Source organism: Streptomyces sp. NPDC008092, assembly GCF_042957285.1.
In the GTDB taxonomy this organism is placed as follows: Bacteria; Actinomycetota; Actinomycetes; order Streptomycetales; family Streptomycetaceae; genus Streptomyces.
Window position 1 is genome coordinate 326773 of the sequence record NZ_JBIBHY010000014.1, and the last position, 19745, is coordinate 346517.

The 19745-nt window shown below is 70.5% G+C and carries 1 protein-coding gene; it reads right to left on the reverse strand.

Going from position 1 to position 19745, the window contains the following annotated elements; translation table 11 throughout:
• Window position 1 precedes the first annotated feature (1 nt).
• Window positions 2-19741, reverse strand: coding sequence for a non-ribosomal peptide synthase/polyketide synthase (locus ACFZB3_RS38185; protein WP_391384642.1), 19740 nt, complete (start codon window positions 19739-19741; stop codon window positions 2-4).
• Window positions 19742-19745 lie beyond the last annotated feature (4 nt).

Genomic DNA, 19745 nt, shown 5'->3' on the forward strand with positions numbered 1-19745 from the left:
GTCACTCCTCTTCGCCGGAAAGCTTGATCTGCAGTGCCTCGATCTGACTCTGGGCCAACGCAACGAGCGGGAAGTCGGAAGGGGACCGACGACCGGCATCCGTGTCGGCGTCGTATGAGGCCATGCCGGTGAGCATGGCGACCCAGCCGTCAACGAGGTCGTGGAGCGCCTTCTCCTCCAGGGGGCCGGCGGGGCTCACCAGTGTCACGGTCAGTTCGGGTCCCTCGGGCAGGTCGCGGACCAGGCCTCCCGCCTCCAGCAGATGGGCAGCGGGGGTGTCGGCGTCGGCCGTACCGCCCAGGACCGTGCCGCCCACCGGCCGCCAGGCGTCCCCTGCCTCGGCGGCCGGAGAGGCCGGAGAGGCCGGGCCGGAGGTGAAGCGGCCGAGGTAGTTGAAGCCGATCTGCGGGGTCGGCAGCCCGGCCAGGCCCTCGGCCGTATCCGGATTGAGATGGCGCAGCAGCCCGAAGCCGAGCCCGTCGCCGGGCACCGCCTTCAGCTGGTCCCTGATCCGCCTGAGCAGGTCGCCGGTCTCCGGACCACCGGCGCGGATCCGTGCGTAGTCCGTGGTGCCGGGGTCCAGGCGCACCGGGTGGGAACCAGTGAACCAACCGACAGTGCGGGTCAGATCCATGTCGTCGGCGAGCGGGGTGCGGCCGTGCCCTTCGATCTCGACCAGGACTCCGCCGGCGAGGTTGCGCCCCTGACGCCGGCGCCATTCGCCGACCGCGGCGGCCAGCCCGGCCAGGAGCACGTCCTCGACTCCGGCATCGAGGGCGGTCGGGATACGGGTCAGCAACTCCTTCGTCAGAGGGACCGAAACCTTGGCCTCGACCTGGTGCAAGCCACCCGCGACAGTGTCCACGGCCGGGTCGAGCGCCCGTCGTCCGAGCAGTGGGTTCGGGCCGCCCAACAGCCCTTTCCATGCAGATACTTCGGCCGTCCGTTCGGTGCTGAGAGCCTCGGCCCGGAGCGTCTCGGCCCACCGCCGGTACGACGTTCCCCGTCCGAGGCCGGGATCGTGTCCGGCGTGTATGGCCGTGTATGCCGTGGCCAGGTCCGGGAGCAGGACGCGCCACGACACGGCGTCGATCACCAGGTGGTGCGCCACCACGAGCAGCCGCCCCGGCCGGTCGATTCCCGCGTCGAACCAAACCAGTTGGACCATGGCTCCGGCCCGCGGGTCCAGACGGTCCACCGCACGCCGTCCTTCGGACTGCGTCAGCGCGGCCAGCTCCTCTTCGGCCAGGCCCGCCGTGTCCACCCGGACCACCTGGTCCGAGGCCGGTGCGCCCGGCTCCGGGACGATCAAGTGGGGTGCGTCGTCAGACAGTTCGAGCCGTGCGCGCAGGACGTCATGGTGATCCAGCAACACCTGGACGGCTGCCGTCAACTGCGACAGTTCCATACCGGTCGGCGTCTCCACGAGCATCGACTGGGACAGCACGCCTGTCAGCGCTTTCAGCCCTCCCCGCTCGACCATGTCGAGCATGACGGGCGTCAGCGGGACCCGGCCGATGCCCGTGTCCTCGTCCACCGGATCCGACCGGGTCTCGTCGGCACCACCGACGCCGGCTACCACGGCGAGACCTGCCGGTGACTTGCACTCGAAGACCTGCCGGGCAGTGATCACCACACCCTCGCGACGGGCCCGGGAGACGACGAGCATCGACATGATCGAGTCACCGCCGAGCTCGAAGAAGGAGTCCTCCGCACCCACCCGCTCCAGCCCCAGCACCTCGGCGAACAGACCGCACAGCAACTCCTCCAGCGGAGTCTCCGCGTCCCGGCCTGCGCCGGCGGTGAACTCCGGGGCCGGCAGGGCGGCGCGGTCCAGCTTCCCGTTCACCGTGACCGGCAGCGCATCCAGCGCTAGGAACGCGGACGGCACCATGTAGTCCGGCAACTTCGCGGCGACGTACTCCCGCAGCTCACCAGCATCGAAGGCCTCGTGTGCGGCGACGACGTAGGCGACCAGACGTTTCGTGCCCGGCTGATCCTCACGCGCTATGACCGCAACCTGCGCCACTCCCTCGTGCGCCGCCACAACGGCTTCGACCTCGCCGGGTTCGATCCGGAACCCACGGATCTTCACCTGGTCATCCGCCCGCCCCGCGAACACCAGCAGACCATCACGGGTCCAGCGGGCCAGGTCACCCGTGCGATACATACGCTCCCCGGCACCGGGGAACGGGCACGCGACAAACCGCTCCGCCGTCAGCCCAGGCCGATCGTCGTACCCGCGCGCCAGACCAGCACCCGCGACATACAACTCACCCACCACACCAGGCGCCACGGGGCGCAGGAACTCGTCCAGCACATACGCCCGCGTGTTGTCCATCGGACGACCGATCGGCACCACATCCGGCACCACATCACCAGACACGAAAGCCAACTGCGTCGTGAACGCCGTCGCCTCCGTCGGACCATACGTCGTACGCACCGTCAACTCGGGGTGCGCTTCGAGCAGCGTGCGGATCGCGGCAGCGGACACCACATCCCCACCGGTGGAGACTTCCCGCACGCCCGCGAAGATCTCCGAGGACTCCTCCGCCAGCACCCGGAACAACCCCGCCGTCGCATGCACATTCGTCACACCCTGCCGGGCAATGACGCCGCCCCGTATCCCGGCGTCCAGCTCGCCCTCGGGCAGCAGCACCAGCCGCCCACCACGCACCAACGCCACCCACAGCTCGTACGTCGACGCATCGAACGCATGATTCGCCTGTACGAGTACGCGCGCAGTCGCGTCGTCGCGCCAGCACCCGTCCGCGACGAACGCCGCGATGTTGGCGTGCGTGACCGCAACACCCTTCGGCACACCCGACGACCCCGACGTATACATCACATACGCCACACTCTCCGGAAGCACGGTCACACCCGGATTCAGCGGCTCCGCCTCGAACACCTCATCCGTGTGAACCGTGTCCAAGCCGTCCAGGGAGCGGTCGGCCAGCACCACGGACACCCCGGCCTCCGCCACCACCCCACGCAACCGCTCCACCGGATGCCCAGAGTCCAAAGGCACGTAAGCGGCCCCGGCTTTCACCACACCGAGGAGTACCGCGATCAGGTCGGCGGACCGGCCCATCACCACACCCACCCGATCCTCCAGGCCCACACCCCGACTCCTCAGCCAGTGCGCCACCCGGTCCGACCGCTCATCCAACTCCCCATACGTCAACGAACCCCCGTCACCACCCACCACCGCCACCGCACCCGGAACCCGCCCCACCTGCTCCGCAAACAACCCCGGCAACCCCAACCCCACCACCGGCCGACCCGTGTCATTCCACCCCTCAACAACCGCATACTCCTCCACCCCATCCAGCACATCCACACCACTCACCCGCAACAACGGATCCACAGCCACCTGCTCCAACACCCGCACCAACCGCCCCGCCAACACCCCAGCCGTCGAAGCATCGAACAGATCAGTGGCGTACTGGAGGCCACCGCCGAGGCCTGCGGGGTTGCCCTGATGGTCGCGGTGCTCGGTGAGGTTGATGGACAGGTCGAAACGCGTGGGCAGGGCCGCGTCGGGAAGTGACTCGGAGGCCTGTTGGTGCATGGTCAGGCCGGCCAGGTCCCAGTGGGCGGCGGGGATGTTCTGGAGGACGAGCATGATCTGGAAGAGGGGATGCCGGGACAGCGAGCGCTCAGGACTCAGGTCGTCCACCAGACGCTCGAACGGCACATCCTGATGCGCAAAAGCAGCCAAGTCCGCCTCCCGCACCCGGACCAGCAACTCCTCAAAACTCGGATCACCACTCACATCCGTACGCAACACCAACGTGTTCACGAAGAACCCGACCAAGTCCTCCACAGCCGCATCCCCACGACCGGCAACCGCCGTACCCACCGGGATATCCGTCCCCGCACCCAACCGCGCCAACAACAACGCCAACGCCGCCTGCACCACCATGAACATCGTCGCCGACTGCCGCCGGGCCACTTCGAGCAGCGCGGCATGCCCCTGCGCACCCAGCTCCAGCGGAACCGAGCCACCCCCGAAGGACGGGACCGCGGGCCGGGTCCGGTCCACCGGGAGCGTCAGCTCCTCCGGCAGACCCCCCAACGCACCACGCCAGTAGGCAAGCTGAGCACTGACCAAACTCCCCGGATCCGCCAGCTCACCCAGCACCTCCCGCTGCCACAGCGCATAGTCCGCGTACTGCACCGGCAACGGCGACCAGACCGGCGCCGAGCCCGCGATGCGTGCTCCGTACGCGTGTCGCAGGTCCCGGGCGAGGATCCCCATCGACCAGCCGTCCACCGCGATGTGATGGGCGACCAGCATCAGAACGAACTCCGTGTCGGACAGCACCAGCAGGTCAGTACGCCACGGCAGATCGTGGCCGAGATCGAAGCCTCGTGACGCGGCCTCGGCCATGGCCTCGTCCAGCTGTGCGGAGGTGATCCGGTGGACGTGGAACGGCGGCGGAGTGTCGAGGAGCCGTTGCCGTGGGCTGCCGTCGGCGGACGGATAGACGGTGCGCAGCGTTTCGTGCCGGTCCGCCACGTCGCCGAGGGCGGCCTTCAGCGCCGTCACGTCCAGTTCGCCGGAGATCCGGAGCGCCAGCGGCACGTTGTAGGCGCCCTCCGACCCGGGCTCGTCGAGCTGGTTGAGGAACCACATCCGTTGCTGACCGAAGGAGAGCGGCAGCACCTCGGGACGTTCGCGGGCGACGAGGCCGACGCGGACGTCGCCGTCCCGGCCGCTCTCCACCAGCCGGGCGAGTTCGGCCGCACTGGGCGCGCCAAAGAGTTCCCGGACGTTGATCTCGGCGTCAAGGGCGGAGCGTATCCGGACGGCCAGCCGCATCGCGAGCAGGGAGTCGCCGCCCAGCTCGAAGAACGACTCCTCGGCACCGATCCGTTCCACCCCGAGTACCTCGGCGAACAGCCCGCACAGGATCTCCTCCAGCGCGGTCGCGGGGCCGCGGCCGACCTCGCCGCCCAGGTCGGGGGCGGGCAGGGCGGCCCGGTCCAGTTTGCCGTTGACTGTCACCGGCAGCCCGTCAAGCCGCACGAACGCGGACGGCACCATGTAGTCCGGCAGCCTGTCCGCCGTGTACTCGCGCAGGGCGTCCAGATCCAGATCCCGGTCCAGCACCGGCACCGGCACCGGCACCGGCGGGGTGCTCTCGGAGGAGACGTCCCTTGCCGAGGCCTCCCCGGCGGGGACGACATACGCCACCAGCCGCTTCACACCTGGCTGGTCCTCACGCGCGATGACGGCTGCCTGGGCGACGCTCTCGTGTGCGGCCAGGACGGCCTCGACCTCGCCCGGCTCGATCCTGAATCCGCGGATCTTCACCTGGTCGTCGACCCGCCCCGCGTACATCAGCTCGCCGTCCGCCGTCCACCGTGCGACGTCGCCGGTCCGGTACATGCGCGATCCCGCCGGACCGAACGGGGCCGCGACAAAGCGCTCCGCGGTCGCGTCGCCGCGGTGGACGTATCCGCGTGCGAGTCCCGCGCCCGCGAGATACAGCTCGCCGGCGACGCCGGTCGGCACGGGACGCAGCGCGGTGTCGAGCACGTACGCTCGCATGTTCGCCATCGGCCGGCCGATCGGCACGGAGTCCGGCACGTCCTGCGCCGCCCGCAGCGCGAAGGTGGTGGCGAAGGTGGTGGTCTCCGTCGGGCCGTAGCCGTCCACGACCGTGATGCCGGGGCATGCCGCGAGAACACGTCGAACCGCCGTGGGCGGGACGGCCTCGCCGCCGGTCCACACCTCGCGGACCCCGGCGAAGCTCGCCGGGGACTCCTCGGCGAGCAGCCGGAACAGGCCGGCGGTGACCCACAGCGCCCTCACGCGCTGTCCGACGATCGCCCGCTCCAGGGCGTGGACGTTCAGTTCACCGGGTGCCACCACGACTGTTCCGCCGGACAGCAGCGGCACCCACAGCTCGTACGTCGACGCGTCGAAGGTGTGCGGCGAGTGGAGGAGGACCTTTTCCTGGCTGCCGGTACCCTCCCAGCACGGGTCCAGTGCGAGGGCGGCCACTGCGCGCTGTGCAACCGCCACCCCCTTGGGCAGGCCTGTCGAGCCGGAGGTGAACATCACGTAGGCGAGCTGGTCGGGGTGTCCGGGGGTATTGAGGTCGCGTGTCGGCTCGTCCGCGAGGGAGGCGTCGGCGTCGACCACGACGACCGCGACGGCCTCGTCCTCGGCATCCGAGCCGTGCAGCGCCCGGTCCGTCAGCAGGACCGACGCGCCTGTGTCCCTCAGGATCCACCGCAGCCGGTCCGCCGGGGCGTCCGCGTCCAGTGGCACATAGACCCCGCCGGCTTTCAGCACCGCCAGTATCGACACCACCAGGTCGATCGACCGGCGCTGCAGCACGGCGACCGGGTCCTCGTGTGTCACACCCAGCGCCGTCAACCGGTGCGCCAGGCGATTCGCTCGCGCATTCAGTTCGGCGTACGTCACTTCGGTGCCGGCCACTTCGAGGCCAGTCACTTCGGTGCCGGTCACTTCAGTGCCCGTCGCTTCGGTGTCGGTCGAGACGAGTGCGACGGAGTCAGGGGTGCGGTATGCCTGACGCTCGAACAGTTCGGCAAGGGTCATGTGCGGGACGGGCCGTGCGGTGTCGTTCCACTCGTCGACCATCCGGGTGTACTCGGCCGCGCCGAGCAGTTCCAGTCGGCCCACGGCTGTCCTTGGGGCGGCCGCGACATGCGCCAGGAGCCCTCGTACGCGTTCCGCCAGGGTTCGGACGGTGTCCTCGTCGAACATGTCGGGCCGGTAGTCGAGCCGTAGTTCGAGCTCGGTGGCGGGAGAGACGAGCAGGGTGAGCGGGTAGTGGGTCGTCTCCTCGCCCCCGCCGCCGACGACCGGCAGACCCCCGAGGCTGCCGGTGGCGGCGGGGTCGTGCGGATAGTTCTCGTAGACGTAGAGCGTGTCGAAGCCGGCACCGGCACCGGCCAGGCGCTGGATCTCCGTCAGCCCGAGGTGTTGATGGGCCATCAAACCGGCTTGCTCCTGCTGGAGTTCGGCCAGGATGTCGACCACGGTTCGCCGCGGATCCAGACGCACTCGTACCGGAACGGTGTTGATGAAGAGGCCGAGCATCCGCTCGACGCCCGGCAGGTCGGCCGGACGGCCCGCGACCGTCGTACCGAACACCACGTCGCTCCGGCCAGTCAGCATCCCCACCGCCACCGCCCACGCACCCTGCACCACGGTGTTCACCGTCAGCCCGTGCGTCCGCGCCATCTCCCGAAGTTCGATGGTGAGCGCTTCGTCGAGCCGGACGATCACATGGCGGGCCGCGGCATGCGCCACGTCCCGATCTGTCGGGGCGACGAGAGTCGGCTCCGTGACGCCGGCCAGCACCGCTCGCCAACTCTGGGCCGCCGCCTCGCCGTCCTGGCGGTCGAGCCAGGCGAGGTAGTCCCGGTACGACGTCACCGGCGCCAGGCCGCCCGCATCACCACCCGCCGCATACACCTGCGACAACTCACCGAACAGAACCGGCAACGACCAACCGTCCAGCACGATGTGATGCATCGTCATGACCAGGCGGTACCGCTCCTCTCCCAGCTTCAGCAGCGAGAACCGCAGCAGCGGAGGGACCGCGAGATCGAAGCGCGCCAGATCCTCCGCCGCCAACCGGCGGGCCTCGGCCTCGACAGCCGTCGCGGAGAGACCCGACAGATCCACGTCACGCCAGGGCAGCTCCACCTCCCCGAAGACCACCTGCACCGCACCCGCCACACCACCCGGCTCCACAAAGCCCGTCCGCAGATTCGCATGGCGGTTCAGGAGTGCCTGCCACGATGCCCGGAGCACTTCGGTGTCGAGCGGACCTTCCAGGTCGAGATGGCGCTGCCCGACGTAGGCATCGTGATCGCCCTCGTCATACCGCGCGTGGAACAGCAGCCCTTCCTGCAACGGCGACAGCGGCCACACATCCACCAGCCCGGGGACAGCCGCCTCCAGCTCCTCCACCGCGGCCTGGTCCAACGCCACCAGCGGGAAGTCCGACGGCGTATGCCCGCCGCTCCCCTCCTTCTCCGCGTGCGCCGCCAGCCCCGTCAGCATGTCCGCCCAGGCCGACGCCAGCTTCCGCAGAACCACCTCGTCGAACACACCCGCCGGGCCCCCGAGAGTGATCGTCAGCTCCGGGCCGTCGGGCAGATCACGGACCAGGCCACCGGCTTCCAGGGCATGGATCAGCACCATCCGGGGGTCGGCCGAGCCACCGAAGACCATGTCGGCGTCAGGCTGCCAGGGGCGGTGTGCTGCCTCGCGGGTCGCAGGGTCGGCGGGCGTGAAACGGCCGAGGTAGTTGAAGCCGACCTGTGCTCGGGGCAGTCCCTCGAAGGCAGGAGCCGTCTCCGGGTTCACATACCGCAACAGCCCATACCCCAACCCATCCCCCGGCACCCCCCGCACCTGCTCCTTCACCCCCTTCAACAACCGCCCCGCATCCACCCCACCACCACGCACCTGAGCAAGGTCCGCACCCACACCACCCACCCGCACCGGATACGACGACGTAAACCACCCCACCGACCGACCCAGATCCCACCCCTCCGCAAACCCCACCCGACCATGCCCCTCCACATCCACCAACACCCCACCCACCACACCACACCCCTCCTCCAACGCCCCCACCAAACCCGCCAGCAACACCACATCCACCCCCGCACCAAAAACCGCCGGCACCCCACCCAGCAGCTGAGCCGTCACCCCGGCAGGAACCCGCACCTCAACCCGGGACACACCACCCGCCACCGTGTCGACCACCGGATCCAACGCCCGGACTCCCAGCACCGGATCCACGCCCTCCAGCAACCCGGTCCACACCGGCAACTCCGCCACCCGCCCCGCAGCCACCGCCTCACCAGCAAGCCCCAACGCCCAACTCCGGAACGACACACCCACCTCGTCCAGCGCACCCGCACCAGACACATACGCCGCCACCAGATCCGGCACCAACACCCGCCACGACACACCATCAACCACCAGATGATGCGCCACCACCAACAACCGACCCACCACACCCGGCCCCGCGTCAAACCACACCACCCGCACCAACCCACCCACCACAGGATCGAGAGCTTGGACGGCGTCGCGCTCCGCGGCCGGGATGAGCTCGTGCAGGTCGCCGACGGTCGCGTCCACCCGGCTCACGTCGACCGGGACGGTGCCCTTCTCCGGCACCAGCAGCGAGTCCGGCTCACCGTCGACAAGCACCAACCGCGCCCGCAGCACGTCATGGTGATCCACCAACACCCGCAGCGCGGCCTCCAGCCGCGGCAACTCCAACCCCGCCGGAACCTCCAACACCGTCGACTGCGAAAACGCCCCCGTCAGCGCCACCGCACCCGCACGCTCCACCAACTCACGCATGACCGGAGTCAAGGGCACCCGCCCCACGCCGCCGACCGTACGGGCCGAAGCGGAGTCGGCCCTGCCCACCTCGGCGACTCGCGCCAGGGCCGCTGGGGACTTGGCCTCGAAGACCTGCCGGGGAGTGATCACCACACCCGCGCGACGGGCCCGGGACACGACGAGCATCGACATGATCGAGTCGCCACCGAGCTCGAAGAAGGAGTCCTCCGCACCCACCCCCTCCAGCCCCAACACCTCAGCGAACAGACCACACAGCAACTCCTCCAACGGAGTCTCCGCACCCCGGCCCTCACCCCCGGTGAACTCCGGAGCCGGCAAAGCAGCCCGGTCCAGCTTCCCGTTCACCGTCACCGGCAGACCGTCAAGCACCACGAACGCGGACGGCACCATGTACTCCGGCAGCACCGAAGCCGCGAACTCCCGCAACCCCGCCGCCTCGACGCCTCCCCCGGCCCCCACCACATACGCCACCAACCGCTTCACACCCGGCCGGTCCTCACGCACCACCACCGCCACCCGACCGACACTCCCATGCCCGGCCAGAACGGCTTCGATCTCACCCAGCTCGATCCGGAAACCACGGACCTTCACCTGGTCGTCGACACGCCCCCCGTACAGCAACTCCCCATCCCCGGACCACCGCACCAGGTCCCCGGTGCGGTACATCCGCTCACCAGAACCGAACGGACAGGCGACGAACCGCTCCCCGGTCAACCCCGACCGCCCCCCATACCCCCACCCCAACTGCACCCCCGCCAAATACAACTCACCCGTCACACCCACCGGCACCGGACGCAAGAACTCATCCAGCACGAACACCCGCGTATTCCACACCGGCCGCCCGATCGGCACCGACCCGTAGGGCGTGCCGTCGGTGCCGTCCCAGGACGTGACCTCGACGGCGGCTTCCGTGGGGCCGTAGAGGTTGTGGAGACGTACGCCGACGCGGGTGCGGAACTCCTCCACCAGGTCCGCCGTCAGTGCCTCGCCGCTGCAGAAGACCTGCCGCAGACCCGCGCAGTCCCCGGCCCGCACCTCCTGGAGGAAGGCACCGAGCATCGACGGCACGAAGTGCATCACCGTCACCCCGTACCGGGCCACCGCATCCACGAGATAGGCCGGGTCCCTATGCCCACCGGGCTTGGCCATCACCAGACCCGCACCCGCGATCAGCGGCCAGAACAACTCCCACACCGACACGTCGAAGCCGACCGGTGTCTTCTGGAGGACGCGGTCGTCGGACGTCAGCCGGTAGGTGTGCTGCCGCCAGCGCAGCTTGTTCGTGATCGCACGGTGGCTGACCAGCACGCCCTTGGGGCGGCCCGTCGAACCCGATGTGTAGATCATGTACGCGGCCGAGTCGGGCAGGACCGGGAACTCCACCGCGGCACCGGAGAACGACCCGATCTCGGCCACCGTCTCCGGCGCATCCCACACCACCCAGCCCGAGGCCTCGGCCAGGTCACCCGCCGTCGCGCGGCAGCAGACCACCACCTCGGGAGCCGCATCACCCAGCACAAACGCGATCCGCTCCGCGGGATGGTCCGGATCCACCGGCACGTACGCCGCGCCCGCCTTCAGCACACCCCACAACACCGCCGGCAGACCGGCCGACCGCTCCATCACCACACCGACCCGGCTGCCGAGCCCGACACCCCTCGCCACCAACCACCGCGCGACGCGATTCGACCACTCGTCCAACTCCGCGTACGACACCGCCGAGTCTTCGTCGGCCACGGCCAAGGCCTCGGGAACGCGCGCGACCTGGTGACCGAACAGCGCGGGCAGGGTCGTGGCCGGCAGCGCATGCGCGGTGTCGTTCCACTCCGACACGACGAGTCGGTGTTCTGCCTCGTCCATGACGTCCAGTTCGCTGACCTTCACGCGCGGGTTGTCGGCGACCTGCGCCAGGACCCGGGCGAACCTCCGGGACAGGGCACGGGCGGTGTCCTCGTCGAACAGGTCGGCGGAGAACTGCATGCCGCCCTCGATGCCGGCTGCTGCGCCCTGTTCGTCGTGGAGTTCGGCCAGTCCGACCGAGAGGTCGAAGCGGGCGGCGAAGACGTCGTCGGCCGGGATCGGCCGGACGTCCAGGTCGCCCAGTTCCCAGGAGGCGTCCGCGCCGGGGGTGTTGTCCAGTGTCAGCATGATCTGGAAGAGCGGGTGCCGGGACAGCGACCGGGTCGGGCTGAGTTCGTCCACCAGCCGTTCGAACGGCATGTCCTGGTGTGCGTAGGCGGCCAGGTCGCTCTCCCGGACGCGGTCGAGCAGTTCGGCGAAGGTGGGGTCACCGGAGGCGTCGGCGCGCAGGACCAGGGTGTTGACGAAGAACCCGACGAGGTTCTCCAGGTCCGAGACGGGGCGCCCGGCGACGGCGGTGCCGACGGGGATGTCGGTGCCGGCACCGAGCCGTGCCAGCAGCATGGCCAGTGCTGTCTGCACCACCATGAACATGGTCGCCGAGCCCTGCCGGGCCGCCGCGGCGAGGTCGGCGTGGGTGTCCGGGGCGACCGTCATCGGGACCCAGCCGCCGCGGAACGAGCCGACCGCGGGCCTGCCGCGGTCCACCGGGAGGTTCAGCTCCTCGGGCAGGTCGGCCAACGTCTCGCGCCAGTAGCCGAGTTGGGAGCTGATCAGGCTCTCGGGATCGTCGAGGCCGCCGAGGACCTCGCGCTGCCACAGCGCGTAGTCCGCGTACTGCACCGGCAGCGGCGACCACTCCGGCGCCGAACCGGCATGCCGCGCCGCGTAGGCCGTACGCAGGTCCTGTGCCAGGACGCCCATCGACCAGCCGTCCACCGCGATGTGGTGGGACACCAGCAGCAGGACGGAGTCGGACCCGGACAGGACCAGCAGTTCGGCGTGCCAGGGCAGGTCCCGGGTCAGGTCGAAGGGCCGGTTCGCCAAGCGGGCCATGACCTCGGGCAGGTCCTCCGCGGTCACGTCGTGGATCCGCAGGTCCGGCCGGCCGGCCGGACCGTCGACGATCCGCTGCCGGGCGACGCCGTCCGTCTCCGGGAACACCGTGCGCAGCGTCTCGTGCCGGTCGACGACATCGCCGAGCGCCGCCTTCAGCGCGGCCGTGTCCAGCCGACCGGTGAGCCGCAGTGCCAGGGGCATGTTGTAGGCCGCGGCCGCGCCGGACTCCTCAAGTCGGTTGAGGAACCACATCCGTTGCTGGCCGAAGGAGAGCGGGAGTACCTCGGGCCGTGGCCGGGCGACGACCGCGGGGCGCACCGTGCGTCGCGCCGAGTCCTCCACCAGCCGGGCCAGCCCGGCGGCGGTCGGTTCGGCGAACAGTTCGCGGATGCCGATCTCGGTGTCCAGCGTCGAGCGGATCGAGGAGATGAGGCGCATGGCGAGCAGCGAGTCACCACCGAGTTCGAAGAACGACTCCTCGGCACCGACCCCGACCTCGGACCCGGCCCGGACGAGGCCGAGCACCTCGTCGAACAGCCCGCACACGATCTCCTCGACCGGGGTGGCCGGGGCCCGGCCCGCGCCGTCGGCGCCGCGGTCGGGGGCGGGCAGGGCCGCCCGGTCCAGCTTGCCGTTCGGGGTGACCGGCAGGGAGTCCAGTACGACGACGGCGGACGGAACCATGTAGTCGGGGAGAGTGCGCGCCGCGGCTTCGCGCAGGGCCGCGCCGTCGACCCGCTCAGTGGCGGGGGCGACTTTGGTGGAGACGACTTTGGTGGAGACGAGGTTGGCGGGGATGACGTTGGCGGGGACAACGTTCGCGGGAACGACGTTCGCGGGGACGACGTAGGCGACGAGCCGTTTGGTACCCGGCTGGTCCTCCCGGACGACCACCGCGGCTTGGGCGACGCCGTGGTCGGCGGCCAGCACGGCCTCGATCTCGCCCGGTTCGATCCGGAATCCACGGATCTTCACCTGGTCGTCGATGCGCCCCCAGAACACCAGTTCGCCATCGCTGGTCCAGCGGGCCAGGTCACCGGTGCGGTACATCCGCTCGGGGGACTCGGCGAACGGGCACGCGACGAATCGCTCCGCCGTCAGCCCCGGGCGACCGTTGTAACCACGCGCAAGGCCCGCTCCGGCGACGTACAGCTCTCCGGTGACACCTGGTGCGACGGGACGCAGGAACTCGTCCAGTACGAACACCCGGGTGTTCCAGACCGGGCGGCCGATCGGGACGGACCGGCCGGCGGTGACGAACTCGTCGCCGTGCAGCAACGGGTGGGTCATCGTGGCGCACACCGTCGTCTCGGTGGGCCCGTAGGCGTTGATCAGCCGCACTGCCGCCGCCCACCGCGCCGCGAGGGCCGGAGGGCAGGCCTCGCCCGCCACCACCACGGTCTCCAGTGTGTCGGGCAGCAGTTCGAGGCTCGCGAGCACCGACGGGGGCACCGTCACGTGCGTCACCGCGAAGTCGGCGAGCAGGTCCTCCAGCCGGCCGTACGGGGGCATCCGGTCTCCGGGCGCCACCACCAGCGCGGCGCCCGCGAGCAGTGCCATGCACGCCTCGGACACCGCCGCGTCGAAACCGAGCGCCGCGAACTGCAGCACCCGCGACCGGGAGCCGACGCCGAACCGTTCGATCTGGGCACCCGCCAGGCCGGCCAGGCCCACGTGCGACACCACGACCCCCTTCGGCGTGCCCGTCGAGCCCGAGGTGTAGATGACGTAGGCCGGATGGGTGGAGCGCAGTGGCGTGGTGCGATCGGCGTCGGACGGCGAGGTGGTGGGAGCGGCGGCGATCGCCCCTGCGGTCTCCGGGGTGTCCCACGTCGTCCGTCGGCGTCCGGCCGGGAGCATCCCGGCGGTCGCCGTGGTGCACAGGACCGTGGCGGGGGCGGCGTCGTCGAGCACGAACGCGATCCGCTCGGCCGGGTAGGCCGGGTCCACGGGTACGTATGCCGCGCCCGCCTTGGCCACGCCCAGCAGGGCGGTCACCTGGTCGGCCGACCGCTCCATCAGGATGCCGACGCGGTCCTCGGGGCCGATGCCCAGACCGATCAGGTGGTGTGCCACCTGGTTCGCCCGCGCGTCCAGTTCGGCATACGTCAGGGCGGCGTTGCCGTCGGTCACGGCCACGGCGTCCGGGGTGCGGGCCGCCTGGGCCTGGAAGAGTTCGGGCAGGGTGGCCGCGGGGATCTCCCGGGTGGTGGCGTTCCACTCCTGGAGCACTGCCTGGCGCTCGGTGGCGTCGAGTACGTCGAGGTCGCTGAGCCGGGTCCGCGGGTCGGCGGCCACCTGGGCCAGGACGTGGCGCAGCCGGCGGACGAGGGAGAGGGCCGTGCTGTCGTCGAACAGGTCCTTCGCGTACTGGAGATCGCCGAGGATCCCGGTCGGGGTGCCGTTCTCGTCACGGTGTTCGGCAAGGCTGAGCGACAGGTCGAACCGGGCGGGGACCGCCTCGTCGGGCAGCGTGCCCGCGCTCGCCGGGTGCACGGTCAGCCCGGGCAGGTCCCAGTCGGCGGGCGGGACGTTCTGGAGGACCAGCATGATCTGGAACAGCGGATGCCGTGCCAGCGACCGGGCCGGGTTCAGCTCGTCCACCAGCCGTTCGAAGGGCACGTCCTGATGCGCGTAGGCCGCGAGATCCGTCTCCCGGACCCGGGCGAGCAGTTCCTCGAAGCTCGGGTCACCGCTGACGTCCGTGCGCAGCACGAGCGTGTTCACGAAGAAGCCCGCGAGATCGTCGAGCGCCCGGTCACCGCGGCCCGCGACCGCGGTCCCCACCGGGATGTCGCTGCCCGCGCCGAGCCGCGCCAGCAGCATCGCCAACGCCGCCTGCACCACCATGAAGACGGTGGCCGAGCCCTCCCGGGCCAAGGCGGCCAGCCCCGCGTGCGTCGGCCCGTCGACCTCCACCGCGGCCGTACCGCCCCGGAAGGAGGCGACCGCAGGCCGCGCCCGATCTGTCGGCAGCGGCACCTGGTCCGGCAGATCCGCCAACGCGTCGCACCAGTAGGCAAGTTGTGTACCGATCAGGCTCTCAGGATCCTCCCGGTCCGCCGGGGCCGCTGGATCCGCTGGATCCGCTGGATCCAGCGGATCCCCCAGGAGCTCTCGCTGCCACAGCGCGTAGTCCGCGTACTGCACCGGCAACGGCGACCAGGCGGGCGCGCCGCCCGCGCGCCGGGCAGCGTAGGCCGCCCGCAGGTCACGCGCGAGAATCCCCATCGACCAGCCGTCCACCGCGATGTGATGAGCCACCACCAGCAGTACGAACGAGGATTCGGACTCGGACTCGGGTTCGCGGTCGGGTTCGGGTTCGGGTTTGGGTTCGGGTTCGGATCGCAGGTTGGGGTCCGGGTCCGGGCTGGACAGGGTCAACAGGTGTATTCGCCACGGCAGTTCACGGACCAGGTCGAAACCGCGGCCCGCCTCGGCGACAAGCACCGCGGGCAGCTCGGCTTCGCCGACCTCGCGGACGTGCAGGGACGGGCGGCCGGCGGGGCCGTCCAGGACGGCCTGCCGGGGAGTCCCGCCCGTCTCCGGGAAGACGGTGCGCAGGGACTCGTGGCGGTCGGCGACATCACCGAGCGCCCTTTCCATGGCGACGACGTCCAGTTCGCCGCTGAGCCGCAGCGCGTACGCCATCGTGTAGGCCGCGCCCACGCCCGCTTCCTCAAGCTGGTTGAGGAACCACATGCGCTGCTGGCCGAAGGACAGGGGCAGCATCTCGGGCCGTTCGCGCGCGACGATCGCGGCACGGACGTCGGCCCGGTCGCCTTCGGCCAGGCGGGCCAGCCCCGCGACGGTCGGTGCGCCGAAGAGGTCACGGATGCTGACCTCGGCGTTCAGGGCCGACCGGACGGACGCGATCAGCCGCATCGCGAGCAGCGAGTCGCCGCCGAGTTCGAAGAACGAGTCCTCGGCACCGACCTGTTCCGGCCCCAGTCCCAGCGCCTCGGCGAACAGCCCGCAGAGGACCTCTTCCAACGCGCTCGCGGGGCCACGGCCGGCACCCCCGGTGAACTCCGGCGCGGGCAGGGCGCCTCGGTCCAGTTTGCCGTTCGCCGTCACCGGCAGGGACGCCAGCCCTACGACCGCAGAGGGAACCATGTAGTCCGGCAGCTTCGCGGCGACGTACTCCCGCAGAGCGTCGGTGTCGACGGACTCCCCGGCCGGGACGACGTAGGCGACCAGGCGCTTCACACCCGGCTGGTCCTCACGCGCGACGACGGCTGCCTGGGCGACGCTCTCGTGTGCGGCCAGGACGGCTTCGACCTCGCCCGGCTCGATCCGGAAACCACGGATCTTCACCTGGTCGTCGACCCGCCCCGCGAACACCAGTTCGCCGTCATCGGTCCAGCGGGCCAGATCACCGGTGCGGTACATCCGCTCCCCGGAACCGCCGAAGGGGCAGGCCACGAACCGCTCGGCCGTCAGCCCGGTCCGCCCGTCGTAGCCCCGGGCCAGACCGGCACCGGCGACGTACAGCTCCCCGACGACTCCGGGTGCGACCGGGCGCAGGAACGGGTCCATCACATAGGCGCGACTGTTGTCCATCGGCCGGCCGAGGGGCACGCCGGCGGGGACGGTGTCTCCGGCGACGTACGGAAGCTGCGTGGTGAACGCGGTCGTCTCGGTCGGACCGTAGGTCGTACGAACCGTCAGCCCGGGATGGGCCGCCAGCAGCGTCCGGATCGCCGAGGCGGACACCACGTCCCCGCCGGTCGACACCTCCCGCACGCCCGCGAAGATCTCCGGGGACTCCTCCGCCAGCACCCGGAACAACCCCGCCGTGGCATGCACGTTCGTCACACCGTGCTCGGCGATCGCCCGGCCCCGCTCCGCGAGGGAGACGTCGCCGCTGCGCAGGACGACCAGACGGCCGCCTCGGACCAACGGGGCCCACAGCTCGTATGTCGAGGCGTCGAAGGCGTGGTTGGCCTGGAGAAGTACCCGCTCGGTGACGTCGTCGCGCCAGGAGCGGTCCAGGAGGAAGGCGACGACGTTGGCGTGCGTCACCGCCACGCCCTTCGGCATCCCGGTGGATCCCGAGGTGTACATGATGTAGGCGAGGTTCTGCGGGCGCGCCAGGTCCCGCGGGTCCCCCGTGCTGTCGGGCTGCGACAGCTCGCTCACCAGGACCGCGCCGAGTTCGTCCACCGGGCGGTCGGCCAGGACCACGGACACCGCGGCCTCCGCGACTACGGCCCGCAGGCGCTCCACCGGGTGACCGGCGTCCAGCGGCACATACGCAGCGCCCGCCTTGAGTACGCCGAGGAGTACGGCGACCAGGTCGGCCGACCGCTCCATCACCACGCCCACCCGGTCTTCCGGGCCGGCTCCCCGGCTGGTCAGCCAGTACGCCACCCGGTTCGCGCGCTCGTTCAGTTCCGCGTACGTCAGTGTGGTCGTGTCTCCGGCCACGGCAACGGCGTCAGGGGTCCGCGCCACCTGTGCCTCGAACAGCGCGGGCAGAGTGGTTCCAGGAAGCGGGTGCGCGGTGTCGTTCCAACCGTGCACCACCTGGCGCCGCTCGGCCTCGCCGACGACGTCGAGCCGCGAGACGGGCACCCCGGGGTCGGCCGCGATCTGCTCCAGGACTCGCCGCATGCGTTCCGCCAGCGCCTGGACGGCGGCCTCGCCGAACACGTCGGGCCGGTAGTCGAACTGGAGCTCCAGCTCGTCCAACGGAGAGACGACGAGCGTGAGCGGGTAGTGCGCCGCCTCCTCGCCCCCGCCGCCGACGATGCGCGCATCGCCCAGGTCACGGGTGCTGTCCGGGCCGTCGGGGTAGTTCTCGTACACCACAAGGGTGTCGAAGGAGGCACCGACGCCGACGACGCGCTGGATCTCCGTCAGCCCCAGGTGCTGGTGGGCGATCAGCTCGGCCTGCTGGGCCTGGAGGCCGGCGAGCAGCTCCGCGACGGTCAGCCCGGGATCGAGATGCACCCGGACCGGGACCGTGTTCATGAGCAGTCCCAGCATCTGCTCGACGCCGGACAACTCGGCCGGGCGGCCCGCCACCGTGGCGCCGAACACCACGTCGGTCCGGCCCGCGAGTGTGCCGACCAGGACGCTCCACGCGCCCTGGACCAGGGTGTTCAGCGTGAGCCCGTGCCTGCGTGCCATGTCGCGCAGCAACCCGGTGGACGATGCGTCGAGCCTGACGACGACATGTCGGGGACGTACGGCCCGCGCGTCCCGCTCCAAGGGGGCGATGACGGTCGGCTCGGCGGCGTCCGCGAGCAGTCGTCGCCAGGCGTCCCGGGCGGCTTCCTTGTCCTGGCGGTCGAGCCAGGCCAGGTAGTCCCGGTAGGAGGTCGCGGGCGGCAGCGTGCCCGTGTCACCGCCGGATGTGTAGATCCGCGTCAGCTCTCCGAACAGCACGGGCAGCGACCAGCCGTCCAGCACGATGTGATGCATCGTCATGACCAGGCGGTACCGCTCCTCTCCCAGCTTCAGCAGCGAGAACCGCAGCAGCGGGGGGACCGCGAGATCGAAGCGCGCCAGATCCTCCGCCGCCAACCGGCGGGCCTCGGCCTCGACAGCCGTCGCGGGCAGACCGGACACATCCACTTCACGCCATGGCAGCTCGACATCCCCGGCGATCACCTGCAGGAGACCGTGGAAGGAAGCCCGCAGATTCGCATGCCGGTTCACGAGTGCCTGCCACGATGCCCGGAGCACTTCGGTGTCGAGGGGACCTTCCAGATCGAGATGGCGCTGGCCGACGTAGGCATCATGGTCGCCCTCGTCATACCGGGCGTGGAACAGCAGCCCTTCCTGCAACGGTGAGAGCGGCCACACATCCACCAGCCCGGGGACGGCCGCTTCCAGTTCCTCCACCGCGGCCTGGTCCAGCGCGACCAGCGGGAAGTCCGACGGCGTATGCCCGCCGCTCCCGTCCTTCGCCGCGTGCGCCGCGAGCCCCGTCAGCATGTCCACCCACGCCGACGCGAGCCTTTCCAGCGTGGCCTCGTCGAAGACACCCGCCGGACCCGCCAGCGACAACGTCAACTCCGGACCACCGGTCAGATCACGGACCAGACCACCCGCATCCAGCTCATGCGTCAGCACCATCCGCTCATCCGCCGTACCCCCCAGCACCATCTCCGCATCAGGCCGCCACCCACCACCAGCGCCGCCGCCGTCACTGCCCCGGCCGGCACTGAAACGCCCCAGATAGTTGAAGACCACCCGCGCCCGCGGCAGTCCCTCAAACACCGGCGCCGTCTCCGGATTCACATACCGCAACAGCCCATACCCCAGCCCATCCCCCGGCACCCCCCGCACCTGCTCCTTCACCCCCTTCAACAACCGCCCCGCATCCACCCCACCACCACGCACCCCCACCGGGTCCGCACCCACACCACCCACCCGCACCGGATACGACGACGTAAACCACCCCACCGACCGACCCAGATCCCACCCCTCCGCAAACCCCACCCGA